This window comes from Pectobacterium artocarpous, from assembly GCF_046159765.1.
GTDB lineage: Bacteria > Pseudomonadota > Gammaproteobacteria > Enterobacterales > Enterobacteriaceae > Pectobacterium.
The window spans coordinates 1-15,145 of the sequence record NZ_JBJXVK010000002.1 but is presented as its reverse complement, the minus strand read 5'-3'; the positions used below and the strand labels follow the sequence as shown (position 1 = coordinate 15,145).

General features: G+C 49.4%; 12 protein-coding genes and 1 pseudogene. 2 read left to right on the top strand and 11 right to left on the bottom strand.

Annotated elements, in window-relative coordinates:
* Nucleotides 1–26 precede the first annotated feature (26 nt).
* From ACKQAD_RS01150 to ACKQAD_RS01135, 4 genes are all read right to left on the bottom strand, one after another.
* Nucleotides 27–2,084: a DUF2207 domain-containing protein gene (locus tag ACKQAD_RS01150; RefSeq protein WP_409158457.1), complete on the bottom strand. Its 2,058-nt coding sequence runs from the start codon at nucleotides 2,082–2,084 to the stop codon at nucleotides 27–29.
* A gap of 4 nt (nucleotides 2,085–2,088) precedes the next feature.
* Nucleotides 2,089–2,631 (bottom strand): LemA family protein, encoded by a 543-nt coding sequence (locus tag ACKQAD_RS01145; protein WP_409158456.1) that lies wholly within the window; start codon nucleotides 2,629–2,631, stop codon nucleotides 2,089–2,091.
* A gap of 206 nt (nucleotides 2,632–2,837) precedes the next feature.
* Complete coding sequence (locus ACKQAD_RS01140) at nucleotides 2,838–3,911, bottom strand: NAD(P)-dependent alcohol dehydrogenase (protein WP_409158455.1); 1,074 nt, start codon at nucleotides 3,909–3,911, stop codon at nucleotides 2,838–2,840.
* Nucleotides 3,912–4,050: 139 nt separating this feature from the next.
* Nucleotides 4,051–4,668, bottom strand: a complete 618-nt coding sequence (locus tag ACKQAD_RS01135; RefSeq protein WP_409158454.1) for a LysE family translocator — start codon at nucleotides 4,666–4,668, stop codon at nucleotides 4,051–4,053.
* Between the two features lie 252 nt (nucleotides 4,669–4,920).
* Here ACKQAD_RS01135 and ACKQAD_RS01130 point away from each other — a divergent pair, with 252 nt between their 5' ends.
* Both ACKQAD_RS01130 and ACKQAD_RS01125 read left to right on the top strand, forming a co-directional pair.
* The gene (locus ACKQAD_RS01130) at nucleotides 4,921–5,805 is read left to right on the top strand and encodes a LysR substrate-binding domain-containing protein (protein ID WP_409158453.1); all 885 of its coding nucleotides are present in this window, start codon (nucleotides 4,921–4,923) and stop codon (nucleotides 5,803–5,805) included.
* 34 nt (nucleotides 5,806–5,839) lie between these two features.
* Complete coding sequence (locus tag ACKQAD_RS01125; RefSeq protein WP_409158452.1) at nucleotides 5,840–6,913, top strand: MFS transporter; 1,074 nt, start codon at nucleotides 5,840–5,842, stop codon at nucleotides 6,911–6,913.
* A gap of 143 nt (nucleotides 6,914–7,056) precedes the next feature.
* Here ACKQAD_RS01125 and ACKQAD_RS01120 read toward each other — a convergent pair whose 3' ends face one another.
* The 7 genes and pseudogenes from ACKQAD_RS01120 to ACKQAD_RS01090 form a co-directional block, all read right to left on the bottom strand.
* Entirely contained in the window at nucleotides 7,057–7,875 is an 819-nt protein-coding gene (locus ACKQAD_RS01120; protein ID WP_409158451.1) for an ABC transporter ATP-binding protein, read from the bottom strand.
* Entirely contained in the window at nucleotides 7,872–8,636 is a 765-nt protein-coding gene (locus ACKQAD_RS01115; RefSeq protein WP_039361867.1) for an ABC transporter permease, read from the bottom strand. Before ACKQAD_RS01115 ends, ACKQAD_RS01120 begins: the two co-directional genes overlap by 4 nt.
* A 15-nt stretch (nucleotides 8,637–8,651) precedes the next feature.
* Entirely contained in the window at nucleotides 8,652–9,671 is a 1,020-nt protein-coding gene (locus tag ACKQAD_RS01110; protein WP_409158450.1) for an ABC transporter substrate-binding protein, read from the bottom strand.
* 581 nt (nucleotides 9,672–10,252) lie between these two features.
* Nucleotides 10,253–10,450, bottom strand: a pseudogene (locus ACKQAD_RS01105) (transposase); the annotation flags it as partial.
* A gap of 116 nt (nucleotides 10,451–10,566) precedes the next feature.
* Complete coding sequence (locus ACKQAD_RS01100) at nucleotides 10,567–11,793, bottom strand: MFS transporter (protein ID WP_409158449.1); 1,227 nt, start codon at nucleotides 11,791–11,793, stop codon at nucleotides 10,567–10,569.
* Nucleotides 11,794–12,017: 224 nt separating this feature from the next.
* On the bottom strand, nucleotides 12,018–13,409 hold the full coding sequence (locus tag ACKQAD_RS01095; protein WP_409158448.1) for an MFS transporter: 1,392 nt from the start codon (nucleotides 13,407–13,409) through the stop codon (nucleotides 12,018–12,020).
* Nucleotides 13,410–13,671: 262 nt separating this feature from the next.
* Nucleotides 13,672–14,700: an amidohydrolase family protein gene (locus ACKQAD_RS01090; protein WP_409158447.1), complete on the bottom strand. Its 1,029-nt coding sequence runs from the start codon at nucleotides 14,698–14,700 to the stop codon at nucleotides 13,672–13,674.
* Nucleotides 14,701–15,145: the final 445 nt, after the last annotated feature.

Genomic DNA, 15,145 nt, shown 5'->3' with positions numbered 1-15,145 from the left:
GCCCCAAAGCGCGGTATTGATGATGTTTACCAACCGCCTCCGCCACCACCGCCGGATCCGCCTCCCGATGACCCTCCGCCGGAAGAACCCGAACCGATGGAACTGCCGCCTCCCCGACCCGAACGAGTGCCCGACACGGTCATCGATGAAGAACTACACGCTTTGTTGAACTGGGACAGACCATCCCACTGCGTGCTGGAAAACACGTCAGAGACCATTTGGTGATGCTTCAGATACTGAGCAAACGTATTCGCCCAAGTTTCCCCCACGCCCAATGCCAGCGCATAAGGCAGCATGCGTTCAAAGTGGGTCACGCGTTCATCAGGCGGGTACAACGTTTCATAACGGCGTTCTTCTGCGGTGCGAAGATACAGGGTCATCCCTTTGGCGACAGCCAAACCATCCAGCCCCTTTTGGGTGTGACGCGGTACGATGCAGAAAAACACCAGACACAGTAACAGGCTGACCAATAAGGCGCCCTGATAGTCATCTGGCAGTTGAGATGACGTCAGTAAGCGAAAGAGCCCGAGACCAAACGGCAGCGTAAAGAGAAACCCGGCCACCACCAGAAAAAGCGAGACTTTACTTTTCTCACTATTCTTTAGCTGCGCGGAATAGCGTACGTATTTCAGTAATTGCAGACACAGCGTCGTACTGAACAGCAGGAAAGGCAGACCAATAACCGTACTGATCGCCGTCCAGAGATTGAAGAGAAAGCCGTACAGCACCGGAACCAACAGGCTTAGCGCGAGACCCACTCTCACCGCACCTGCAATCGATAAAAACAGCATCGGATGCATTTTTTCATAATGCGCCTCTTGCGCCTTACGCGCCTTTTGCAATGGCGCAGAACGCATGCTGGTTTCCGTAATATCCAGTTTCTTCGTCTTGCCGGAAAACAAGGTGCTGAGAAGTGCTCTATCTTCAGGCGCCAGCTTCTGAGACGCGCCGTCAGGTAAGCGAGTGAGCCACTGTTCCTCTCGTTGGGGCGTCATGCCGCTTCGGCTTTTTCTCGGCTTATGGATGACTTTTGTCAGCGCAACCGCACGCTTAGCAACCAGATCCAATACATCGCTGGAGAAAGCCACGTTATCGTAGGTTCGTTGGCAGAGGTAACGTACATAGCCGGGAGAAATGCCATTGGGAACGTTATACAACGGCATGACCGCAGGTTTAGTTAAGCCAAGGGGAGTGATATGTTTACTCCACCAAAACAGGTAGTAAGCCACGATCAGGAAAGGGGGAAACCACAGTATTCCACTTTTCAGCGTGGGTGAAAGCCAATGCCCCAACAGCGAATCTTCCTGCGGTGCGGGAGCGGAAGCCAAAATACTCCGCGGCCACGTGTAGGCGACCGTAACACCTTCCCCCGGATGCAGCGGCGCGAGCGTCTCGATACTACCATCCGCCAGAATACGGGCGTTATCACCCTTCCTGCCCACTGGACCGGTATAGACGTCAATCGATTTCAAGCGGGAGTCTTTACCGCTGGCAGAGAGAAACGCCGCGTGATCCGGCAAGTGCAGACGGAAACGCACCTGATTGATGGGATAACTCCAACCGTTACCGGTGACGTTCCAATACAACTCATCCCAGTCGGGAAAGCGGCTGAAATGGTTACTCACCTGATATTGAATACGGTAGCGATAGACTCCGGGTGGCAGTTGGCGATCGGCGCGGCCAATCAGTACCTTAATCTGTTCGCCCGTTTGATCGATGCTGTAGCTCTCCGGTTCGCCATCTCGCAGCACCTGTGTAATCTGGTAAGTCAGCCGAAACGTACTGCCATCCTGCCGATGCCAGACCAGCGGGAGCGAGCGGAAAATGCCTCGTTTGATCTGCTCGCCGGTCGACTGAACCTGAATAGCCTCATCCACCAGCATGGTGCCATCCGTCTGGAAGCGAGCCTGCGAATCAAACAGCAAAATGCGTTCGTCCGCCACCTGATGATAAGCCGTCGTTCCCGGCACAACGCTAACCCCAGGGATAAACGAATGATCCATCGCGTTTGCCTGAGCCAGAGCACTCCACACGAGTAAAACCAGCCAACTGCAACGGCACAGCGCATCCCACCACTTTGCCATCACGTTACTCCATCCGTGGAACGTCACCCTCTGCGGGATTCTCCAGTTCAAAGAACGTCTCAGTTTTAAACTGGAACAGGTTGGCGATTAACAGACTGGGGAAGGATTCCACCTGAATATTCATATCCCGCACCGTGGCATTGAAATAACGGCGCGACATTTGAAGTTGCTCCTCAATTTCAGAGAGCGATTGCTGTAAGGCGAGGAAGTTTTGATTGGCCTTCAGGTCAGGGTAGGCTTCCGCCAGCGCAAAAAATCGCCCCAGCGTCCCTGAGTATTCCCGTTCATTTTGAGCAATTTGACGCCTGCTGCCGGTCTGACTGGTTCGCTGACGGGAAATGGCTTCCAGCAGATCTTTTTCGTGCTGCGCGTAGCGCTTGACCAACGTCAGAAGATTGGGGGCCAGATCGTGACGGCGTTTCAGTTGCACCGCAATGCCGCTCCAGGCTTCATCTTTAAAACGTCGCAGAGATATCAACCGGTTGTAGGTAAAAATCGCCCAGAACACCACCAGACCAACCAGAGCTAAACCAAGATAAATTTCCATTTTAAACTGTCTTTTCGCTGTGATAGAGAAGGAAAATCAACGCGTTGGGGTAACAATGAAGAGTACCGACGAATAGTAACGCATCCCGGCATCTTTGGTGACAGGAAATTACAGCAGTTTAGTTTTTCTCACGATCCTGGTTTTCTCATAATGCAGAAAAGGTGTGATAAATCAGTCTCTGGCAGTCCCACAGTACAAGGAGGAAGTCAGTGCTGTGGGATACAGGCCAATCGGGCGTTCAGCGTGGCGTTATCAATGACGAAGCGGTATTTCACATCACCTTTGAGCATCCGCTCGTAGGCCTCATTGATTTCGTCGGCGCGGATAAGCTCAATATCGGAAACAATGCCGTGCTCGGCACAGAAATCCAGCATTTCCTGCGTTTCAGGAATGCCACCAATCATCGATCCGGCCACCGTTCGGCGTTTCATGATCAGGTTAAACACATTGGGAGACGGGTGCGGTGACGCAGGCGCACCGACCAGCGTGAGTGCACCATCGCGCTTCAGCAGCACCAGAAACGCATCCAGATCGTGCGGTGCCGCCACAGTATTCAGGATTAAATCGAAGCTGCCCGCGTGCGCCGCCATTTCCTCAGCGTTACGAGAAACGACGACGTCGTTTGCCCCCAGCGCCTTGGCATCTTCACGCTTGGATTCAGACGTGGTGAACGCCACAACATAGGCACCCATGGCATGCGCCAGTTTGATCCCCATGTGGCCAAGCCCGCCGATACCCACAACGCCGACCTTCTTACCCGGCCCGGCATTCCAGTGGCGCAGCGGTGAATAGGTGGTAATCCCCGCGCACAGCAGCGGCGCGACCGCAGCCAGTTCCGCTTCGGAATGACGTACACGCAGCACATAGCGTTCATGCACAACAATCTGTTGAGAGTAACCGCCGAGCGTCCAGCCGGGCTCATCCGCCGTCGGGCCGTTATATGTGCCGACCATCCCATCACAGTAGTTTTCTAAGCCGTCATCGCACTCTTCACAGTGTCGACAACTGTCCACGATGCAGCCGATACCGACCAGATCGCCCGCCTTAAAGGCGGAGACATGTGCCCCTACCGCAGACACCCGCCCGACGATTTCATGGCCGGGCACGCAGGGAAACTGTGTTCCTGCCCACTCAGCACGCACCTGATGCAGGTCAGAGTGGCAGATACCACAGTACGCAATCTCAATCTGGACATCGTGGGCTCCCGGCGCACGACGGACGATCTGCAACGGTTCAAGAGGTTTATCGCCCGCATGGGCCCCATACGCATGTACAAGCATGGCTATTTCCTTTTCTGTTGAGAAACCGATTATGTTGAGAATCGATCATGTTAAGAAATCGACTATTTTCCTAAATCCCTCAGCAGACAGGTATAGCATTCCGATGGTTTTCTTGCCCGATCCGATGAATCCTACCTCATCAGAAGGCAATCTTGGTCAACGCCAGTGAAGCGCCTAATGCAATCAAGGCAACACCGATACCTTTGTCGACCAAATGTTGGCGATCGATCAGTCGGCGACGCATGGCCGGTGCCGCAAAAAACAGCGCAACAAGGCTGAACCAGACCCAGTGCGCCACCGACATGAATAACCCATAACCAAAATTATGGCTCATTGGGCTACCGGGCTGCACGACCTGAGTATAGGTAGCGACGACAAACAGCATGGTTTTTGGGTTAAGCGCATTGGTGAGAAAGCCCATGCGAAACGCGGCAAGCGATGACGGCGCATGGCCTGATGCCTCTCCCAATGTTATTTTTGTCTTATTGGTTAACGACTTGTACCCCAGATAAATCAGGTATGACGCCCCCAGAATCTTCATCGCCATAAATAGCATCGGGGAGTTAACAATCAATACCGCGATGCCAAAAACGGTATACATCACATGGATCTGGACGCCGCAGGCAATGCCAAACGCGCTGAGTAAACCCGCGCGCGAACCAAAGGCATAACTATTGCGGGTCACCATAGCAAAATCAGGCCCCGGACTGATCACCGCCAAAATGGTGATCGTCGCGACGGCAATTAACTCATTCATTAACGTTTTCCTTGTTCGGCAAGCCATCTTTTTTCACGATGATTTTGCACAGATAGGTGACAAACTGGCGAAAGGAGGAATAAAAAGGCGACTGACGTAATACGGCTATCAACGATGCCAACCCCACGGCAACTCCTCACTATTTAATCTATTACGCCTCTTATCGTCTGAGGGCAGTTTGATTATTCAGCGTTTGCATGGGGCAAAAAAGCGATTTATCTTGGTATAAATCTGTCAAATTTCATCGTGTATATGAAAATTCCTTCGTTAGCTTCTTTTCGCTTCTTTGAAGCGGCCGCACAAACCGGTAGCTTTGTTAAAGCCGCCGAGTCCCTGCATGTCACGCATGGTGCCGTCAGCAGGCAGATCAGATTGCTGGAAGAGGCGCTGGGGGTTGAATTATTTGAACGACGCAACCGCGCGATCTTTTTAAACGCAGCAGGACGTTCTTTGCATACGGTCACGCAGTCCGTTTTTGAACAGCTTGAAGGCGCGGTTTATCGCCTACAGCAAAGTGCACAGGATGACGTGCTGACGCTGTCATGTGAGCCTACGATTGCCATGAAATGGCTGATTCCACGGCTGCCGGCGTTTAATCAGGCGCATCCCGATATCAAACTTCATCTGGTGGCTGCGGGCGGGCCGATTGATTTTGTGCGTAGCGGCGTTGATCTCGCACTGCGGCGTGATGATTTTCACTGGGAGCCGCAAACGCATGCGGTAAAGGTGTGTGACGAATGGATGGGGCCGGTCAGCCGTGACAAAACCGAGCGCAAAAACAGTTTGGAGGGAATGCGTTTGCTCTATACCGGAACGCGACCGAAAGCGTGGGCAACCTGGCAACGGCAGACGCATGTGTCACTCAAAGGCAGCACCAAGGCGGACTATGAACACTTTTATCTGTGTATTCAGGCTGCCGTCTCGGGATTAGGCATAGCAATGGCCTCTTTCCTGATGGTGCAGGACGAGATTGCGAACGAGCAACTGCATGCACCGTATGGATTTGCGCGGGATGGATCGGCTTATTATCTGTTATCGCCCATCCCCTTTGAGCAAAATGAAAAGTATGTACGATTTCATACCTGGCTAATGCAGGAAGTGTCTACCGGCCTTTCCGGGGTCGAGAATGCTTGTTAAACCCGCACTAGAAGTGCAATGACAGCACATTCCCGTGAATCCAACTTCACCACTGAACATGATTATCGCCGCCTCACTCGTGGGATTGGTGACAGGGTACACACTGCCGCTGATCAGCCTGAAGCTGGCAGAGCACGGGCACAGCACGGCGACGCTCGGTATTCTGGCGGCTCTTCCGGCGGCGGGGATGATGCTATCCTCTTTCGTTACGCCGTGGCTCAGCCGCCACCTGCACGCTAGCTATCTGTTATCCGGCAGCCTGATTATTCTGGCGGCCTCAACTGTTGCCTCATTCCTGCTGTCACACCCTGTCTCGCTCATTTTACCCCGCCTGTTAACCGGGCTGGCGTCGGGGGTTTTGGTGGTACTGGGAGAAACCTGGGTTACCAGCCGGGCTTCAGACAAACACAAAGCGACGCTGACAGGGCTGTATGCTTCCGTTTTCACCGGATGTCAGTTGATAGGGCCGCTGCTGATTGCCGCTGGCGAGAATATTCAAACCTATGCCCTGTGGCTGATTTGTGGCCTATCCGCCGCGTGTGCGTTCATGCTGAGGAACTTCGCCAGTATGGTTCGAGCGGATGAACAGTCCTCGACGTCTTATCGGGATCTTATCCCTTTTCTTCCGGCAATCGCCTCTGGCGTGCTCTGCTTCTCCTTCTTCGATGCCAGCATACTTGCGCTCTTTCCGCTTTACGGCATGGAACAAGGCTTAGACGAAAAATCCGCGATATTACTGGTTACACTCATTTTTCTGGGCGATGCCGTCTTTCAGACGCCGATTGGCTGGCTGGCAGACAAATGCGGCATCATAAAAACCCACATCAGCTGCGGCATCCTGTTCTGTGTAATGCTGGTATTGATCACTTTCTCATTCTCCCCTGCACTTCTGGTTCCCGTCTGTATCGTACTGGGCGCAGCGGCTGGCGGGCTTTACATGCTATCTCTGGTTCGGGCGGGTCAGAAATTTGCCGGTCAGCGGCTAATTGTGATGAATTCACTTCTGAGACTAGTGTGGTCTGCGGGCAGTATCAGCGGGGGCCGCTGTTCTCTGGTGCAGCCATTACGTTCTACGGTTACGACGGTCTCATCGTCACCTTATTGTTAACCGGCGTGCTGTTTGTCGGCATACAGAGCGTATTAAGAAAAGAACGCGTATCACGTTCGCTGGGTGAAGAGTGAATGTAACATTAGGCTCACCAAGCCAGAGACGGCCTGGTGAGCCTGAAATGGATACGGCAGAGGGGCGGCTTATGCCGCCATTTCGCGTTTGAACACCTCCAGCGTGTGCGCCTTGACGCGAATAAACTCAGGATCGCTCATCGCCTCCGCACCGCGTGGACGCGCTAAATCAAACGGCACAATCTCCGACACCGTCGTCGGCCGACGCGTCAGCAGCAAGATTTCGTCCGCCAGAAACACCGCATCTTCTAAATCGTGTGACACGATGACCATCGTCACGCCGGTCGCCAGTTGAACCTCTTGCAGCTTGTCGCGGATGAACAGCGTCATTTCAAAATCCAGCGCGGAGAACGGTTCATCCAGAAACATCACCTCCGGCCCCGTCGCCAGCGCCCGCATGATACAGACCGTCTGCTGCTGTCCGCCGGAGAGTTCATACGGATAACGCTGGAGATCGAAGCGAATATCAAACATCGCGATCAGTTCATCCATCCGCGCCTGAACGTCATGTTTGCTCATCCCGCTGCGCACCAGCGGATAGGCAATATTCTTCCAGGCACTCATCCAGGGAAAAAGCGCATCACGATAGTTTTGAAAGACATAGCCAATTCGGGTTTCCGCCAGCGTCTTGCCATCAAACAGGATATCGCCGCTATCGACGGGAATCAGCCCGGCAATCATGTTCATCAGCGTCGATTTACCACAGCCGTTCGGCCCGAAAATCGACACAATCTTGCCACGCGGCAAATCCAGATTCAGATCGGTATACAGCGGCTGACCCGCAAACGACTTGTTTAACCCGCGAATGGTGACGTGGGTGTTCGGTGCCGGATAAGGCGGCAGCGCCGTCTCCGATTTTGCCACTTGCGCTATGCTCTGTGTCATCATGCTTTGCCACTCCAGTGAACAATTCGTTTTTCTACGACCAGAAACAGGACGTTAAGCAGATATCCCAGTGCGCCCGTAATCAGAATAGAGGCGTACATATCCCGAATGTTGAACACCTGCTGCGCATCGATGATGCGGTGCCCCAGCCCTGTTTCCGAGCCAATAAACATCTCCGCGACGATCACGATCACCAACGCCATCGACACCCCCGTGCGCAGGCCGACAAAGGTTTGTGCCAGACTTTCCAGCAGCATAATGTCTTTAAAAATATGCCAGCGGGAGATCCCCATGACCTGTGCCGCCATCAGACGGGTTTTCTTGGCATTCATCACGCCATAGGCGCTGTTGAACAGAATCACCAGCACGGCCGCAAACGCCGAAATAGCGATTTTATTCGCGTCGGTGATGCCGAAAATCAGCAAAAATAATGGGATCAGCGCTGACGATGGCGTAGAGCGGAAGAAGTCGATCAGAAACTCCAGGCTGCGGTAAATCTTTTCATTACTGCCCAAAATCACGCCGAGCGGCACGCCAATCAGTGCAGCAAAGCCAAATGCAGCGAGCGTACGGTATAACGTCGCACCAATATCCGTACGCATGCTGGCATCCGCGAAGGACTGGAACATATAGCTCAACGTATCGACTGGCGATGGCAATAAAATAGGGTTCAGCCATTTTGCGCTGACCGCCAACTGCCAAAAGAGAAACAACAGAATCGGGCCGACAGCGGGCAATAATTTAGACGTCCAGTGCTGACGCATAATAAAGATCCTCTCTTAAGGCTGATAAATCAGGCTGCTAACATCCACCGGCTGCCGGAAGATTTTTCTTTCCGTGAACACATCGTAAAACGTCTGGAACCACGCCAGATTGTCGCCTTTTAGATCGTCATACATGACAAACCCCGGCAACGGCACCTCTTTACTCAGCTCGGCTTCAATACTGGTGTATCCGGTGATATGTTCACGAGCCGCTTCTGGGTTCTGCTGAATAAACTGCACCGATTTGGCATAGGCTTGCGTAAAGCGTTTTGCGTCCGCCGCTCGGCTTTCGATAAAACCGCTATTTAGTGCCGCCGCACCGCCAAACCACGGCGCATCGGGGTTACCGAGCACATAGCGTGAGATCACCCCAGTTTCCAGCGTGCGCGACAGCCCTTTCAATCGGCCTACCGTCCCCGTCGGTTCCAGCGTATAAACGCCGTCAATCTGGCCGGCGGCCAGCGCTGCGGCATGCTGCCCAACCGGCAATTCGGTCACGCGCAGTTCATCCGCCGTAAAGCCGTTTTTTTCCAGAATGATTTTGGTCATCACCACATTCTGAATACCCGGCCCACAGGCGATACGTTTCCCTTTCAGCTCCGCGATACTTTTTACGTCGCTGTTTAACGGCACCAGAAATTCATCCAATACCATCTGATGATTCGACGGGTTTGAACAAATGATCTTGAACAGGCCGGGTGAGGTAATCGCGCCTAATCCTAATGCGCCAGTGGCCGTACCGTTCGCACATCCGTGTATGCGTCCCGTGATCATCCCCTCGACAATCTGTTGCGGGCTGGCGAATTTCACTGCTCGCACATTCAGCCCTGCCTCTTTGAAAAAGCCCCGCTCAACGCCCACGTATAAAGGCAGACCACCCACAATGGGCCAGTAGCCGATACGTATTTCTTCTCCTTCGGCAGCGAAAACCGTGCCCGGCAGCAGGCTACTTAACGTCAGCGCACCTGCGCTAATTGCTGACCACTTCATTAACTGCCTGCGTTTACGATCGATATTGTCATTGTTATTTTTCATGTGTTCCCCCTTCAACGGTGAGCTAACAACAGCCGATTAACCCCAGCCTGAAAAAACCGATCAGGTCAATTGCCTGAGTCACCCATCTTGTACACAAGATGGTATATAAGACTAAGCACAGGCCGTGCCATGATTTCCAATACGGTGAAAATGCAGTAAACACAGGGGTTCCGGTGGCGTTAACGCACCAAAACAAGGCAAAACGTTACAAAAATGCATTACGAGTGATGCAGAATGACTCTGCCGCCAGTGCATCGCCTTCTTGCTGAGGCTGACAAATGTGACATCATAAAAACCATTGATTGCTGCGTTTTTCTCTGCATTATCCTGAATCTTTATCGCCCCTCTATTTGGGCCATCGACGACTGAGGATGAGCATGTTGCCAAAGCTCAGTGAGCAATGTTGATAAGCGCGCTGATTAGTAGAGAAGTGTGACGACAGCCGACCGCGAATTAACCGTAGTGATTGTCGTTGATTCGGCATGGTATAGTCTCAACCATGCGCTCCATCAATACGGTTTTCCACCTGATGGATGTGCCGCTGCGCTGCCCAGATTACACCAGCGTCAGTCAGCGGGCCCCATAAGAGCAAAAATGGAATCAATAAATCCCTGAGCCGCCCGCAGGGTCAGACGGAAAACACGTTTAATCATCAGCACAGTAGTGATGGCAAGCTCGGAATAACGCAGAGATCGTCCCCGTGATGAAGGCGTTGCTGACTCATACCATGCCTGAATAGCCTCGTCGTTCAGCCAAAAAGTGACGGAGCCTCGGTTGATAAAAACCTTGTTATAGGTACACCAGTGGGTGAGGTAGAACTTCTATTTAGCCACGGCACTGCCCGTTTTGTCAGGATAATGCGTGATCTGATCCTCCAACTCAGCAAAAGTCCGATTTATTCAACAAAGCCGGATGACGTTAATGGTGACATATCATATTTTTTTAATCCTAAGATTAAAATACTGCTGGCAACCATTACACAGGCGGCGGTAAACCAGACTATGGACAGATCATACCGATCTGCAAAGTACCCCGCTAGTACGGGAGAGATTCCACCTGCGATCATACCGATATTCATCACGAAACCTATCGCTGCACCTCGAAGTTGTATAGGTACAAGCTCGGCGGTGAAAGAAATGACAAGTGGCGTAACGGGATAACCAAGCAAGCCAAGCAATAAAACAAGTACAACCACCACAAATACCGGCAGATGTAGCACCATTGACGCCATCAGGCCACCGCTAAGCAATGTAATACCTAACAGCACAGCACGTTTACGGGAAAAGTCGCCATTATCACAATAGCGCCCTAACAAAAATCCACCCAATGCCCCAGTAAGCCCTAACAGGCTCGCGATAGTACCGGCAGTGCTAATCGGCAGTTGCTTTGCATTCATCAGGAATGTAGGTGCCCAAAGTAGCACGATCCACCAGCCACTAAGCAACATGAAGTAATAGAATGCCATCAACATAACCGAAACGTTTCCAAACAGCGATGCTAACGGTATCGGTGTTTTTGTTATATTTCTTTCAGTTTTAGGTGTTTGTTTTTGCTTAGTATCAGATCTAACTAATAGCGCATATAATAAAGCAATAAAAATACCTAGCGCACCAGCAACATAAAACACAACCCGCCATCCATAAACTGGACCTAAAACAGCACCAAGCCACGTTCCCAAAAAACCACCTATCGGATATCCCATCCAATAGAGAGACATTATCGTAGTACGCTGACGCTCATTGGTTACATTGGCAACCTCTAACGACGCTGCTGGCCAAAATAAACCTTCACCAATACCAGTTATCACTCGATAAAAAATGAGTGATGTAAGTCCACCAGCAACGCCAGTTAATATTGTTGCGCCAGAAAACATTATCAGACCAGTGATAAGAATGGGTTTTCCGCTTAATTTATCCGCTATAATACCTGAAATGAATAAGAAACCGATAAACCCATAGAAGAACGAACTCATCAATATGCCAGACTGACCTTTATCAAGGTTAAATTCATGGGCAATTAATCCTATTGCTGATGAGACAGTCATACGGTCAACTGAATACATCATGTAGCCTAACCCGCAAAGAACTGACACAAGAACCATTTTCTTTGTATCTGTATTCATTTAATACTCCAAATAACATCCGGATACATAATGGAATTATATTAACCTATATTAATCCAGGTCATTAGCACATAAAAAAATAAACCATAGCTCATCAACAACAGTAATATCAGTCAATAAAATAAATATTGCTGATAATTTATATTATTAAGGTTATTAGATAATTTACTATTCACTTCAGGCTATAGATAATTTTCTCAGCCTGAAGTGGTTATGATATTTAACTACGGTGACAACTCCTCCAAAGATTTACCTTTTGTCTCAATAGCAAATAGCCATGTGACCAGCCCTCCAATCAACGCAATAATTGCGAATACGGTAAATACATAACGTATACCGAAATCTGCTACGATAAGACCGACCAGGATTGGGCCAATGGATGATCCTGCCCGGAGCCACGCACTGGAAAAACCGATCCCCATGGCACGAAGACGTGTAGGATACAATTCCGCTGAATATAGATAGAGAGAGAAAGCGACCGTTTGCAACATTGCATAGGTTACGCTACCGAAAACAAGTACCTGAACTGCGGCATCGGCACCTAGAACAGATAGTGTAATCAAGGGTAGGATAGCCAGCAAGAATGCCCAAGTGTACCAGCGTTTACGACCAATCCGATCAATCAACAATGCGCATATGATTGAGGCTACAACGCCGCACGATGATGTAATCCATCCATATGCCAGGCTGGTTTCCAGCGGAAGTTTAAAATAGGTTTTGTACAACGTCGGAAACCAGGTAATCATACCATTATTGACGGTATACACCGACAGCCACATCGCCCATAGAGTGAAAGTCCGTTTTTTGTACATCCCCGTAAAAAGCTCTTTTACACCTTTAGTGGCGGTAGGTTGCTTGATCTGCGGTTTAATAACCGGCTCAGGCAATTCCAGTCCACGGCGAGTGGCTTCCCCTTCAAGTATGGCAACGACTTTTTCTGCTTCCTTAGTCCGACCTTTCGAAGCCAACCAGCGCGGCGATTCCGGCATCAACCACCGTAATGGCATGGCTAGTGCAGAAGGAATTAGGCCAATGAGGAACATGATTTTCCAACCATAAATTGGCACAAGAAAATATCCAATCAGACCTGCAAACATCATACCTATAGGGAAAACGACTTCATAGAGTAAGAAGAATCTTCCGCGTTTTTTCGCACCGACAAATTCATTAATATAAGCACTGGCAATCGGTACTTCTGCACCGATGCCAATTCCCTGGAAGAAACGGATAATTAATAATGACAGTCCACTCCAGGCGAATAAACAGGCTGCATCCATCAGTACAAAAAGAATGATCGTTATCCTCAGGACACTGATGCGTCCTATTTTCTCCGCCAGAGAACTAAAGAAAACCGCACCACATAGTTGACCAATATAACTGGCGGCAATAATCATCCCCACAAAAGCAGAACTTAGATTCCACTCCTGAGTAAGCTGGGGTAATGCAAATGCAATAGCTATAATGGTATAGGCATCAAAGAAAGTTGAAAGTCCGACAATGACGCGAATTGCCATTAGCCGTCGTGTAATCGGCAGGCGTTCAAGGCGCGCCACCAATTCTGCAGATTTTGACGCTCCGCCAGTGGTCACAACTGAATCGATTGCTTGAGTTGACATAGTTATACCCTGATATTGTTTTCATCTTAGGTACATACGCACTACAACGAACAACGACGACAGGGCTAAGAGGTTAAAGCTCTTAACTCTGTTATATTCATCTGCGTCTATTTATGATGAGTTATATTATGTAAATGTTATTGTACAAACCATGATCTGACATTTACTAAATTCAGCATATATCAACATCATAAACCCCTCTTGATGATTTATGATAACCAATACATATAAAGATAATGAAATTAAATAGAATGCTAAAAAGTTATTCTCTCAGATTAAATAACTTTATGGCATTAGTTCGTCCAATCTGCCATTTTTCAGCATCAGAAATAGCTGCATTATCAAACCACTCTCCACCATCTGTCATTTGCATCCAGGGATGGTCGGAAGAAAAACAAACACGATCCACACCAACAATATCTGCTACATTCATCATCGCTTTGGTGTCGAAAAAGCCAGACGTCGTAAAAACAAAGTTAGATTTCAGATAACCATAAATTGTTTTTTCCAGTTTACTGTTTGGTACTTTTTGCGAATAGGTTTTACTAATACGCCATTGCGTCGCTGGAAGAGCCTCGCCCAGATGCCCCAAACAAACCGTGAGGCCAGGAAAACGATCAAAAACGCCGCTTGTAATCATACGTAAGGCGTGCGTTGAACACTCAACCAGAAATGCCCATGTCGCGGCAAGCATCTCTGGATGACCTTCAAACATCATTTGCTGACTCTGCAGAGGATTGCGTGGGTGCAGATAGATAGGAACACCGAGCGCTTGAGCCTTTTCCCACAATGCGTCATAGCGAGGATCATCAAGATAGATGGCTTTCTCCGGACCTGCATTAGCAAAACTATTAATGAGCGCGCCATGAAAACCCAGACTTTTCACACATCGTTCTAGTTCGGCTGCCGATGCCTCTGCATCCTGAGTAGGTAATGCAGCAAATCCCCCCAAACGATTTGGAAATCGCTCAACAATCGACTTAAGTTCATCATTAACGCGTTGTGATTTGTCAATGCTGACATCTGGAGCTAATTCCCCCTGCATTCCAGGTGAGTTAAGCGACAAAATGGCATAGGCTATTCCAGCCTGATCCATCAGTTGGATTCGCCGCTCATCAACTTCCAGCAGCTGTTTATGTACCTTAGGCACACTCTGTGCTGACATACCCGAAGGCAATGAATCAAAACTAGGGGTAATAAAATGCTCTTCGAAAGCGATCTTCCAGGGACCGTCGGTCATCGCTCTCTTTAAATCTAATCTGTCTCCATCTTTAATTAAGTTCTGCATCATGTTATGCCTTTAAGTTTATTGAAAAAATTATTCTGACTTTGTATGTCAACCAAACTGTCAACACACGTAATTGGCTTAACCTTTTATAAACGTTTAATTAGGAATCCCACATTCAACCAGATAGTTAATAAAATCATTCTAGTGAGATGCGCATAGGATAACTATGATCAAATTCACACAACCAACTAGATATTTGAAATAATAATTATCTATATCATTTCACATCACTTTCATGTTAAAAAAAATAAAAAAAAATTAAATCAATAACTAAAAATCAAAAAACACATATACATGTATTATTTTTTTGAGCAGTAGCCTGCATTTTTGCAAAAAATTACCCTTTCTTTGCAGGAATTGTGATTGTAGTTCGACGGTGCTCTATCTTGTCTTCGGCTTTGTTGAATAAATCAGGTTTGGGGTAAACATCCTTGCAACGAGTTGTTGC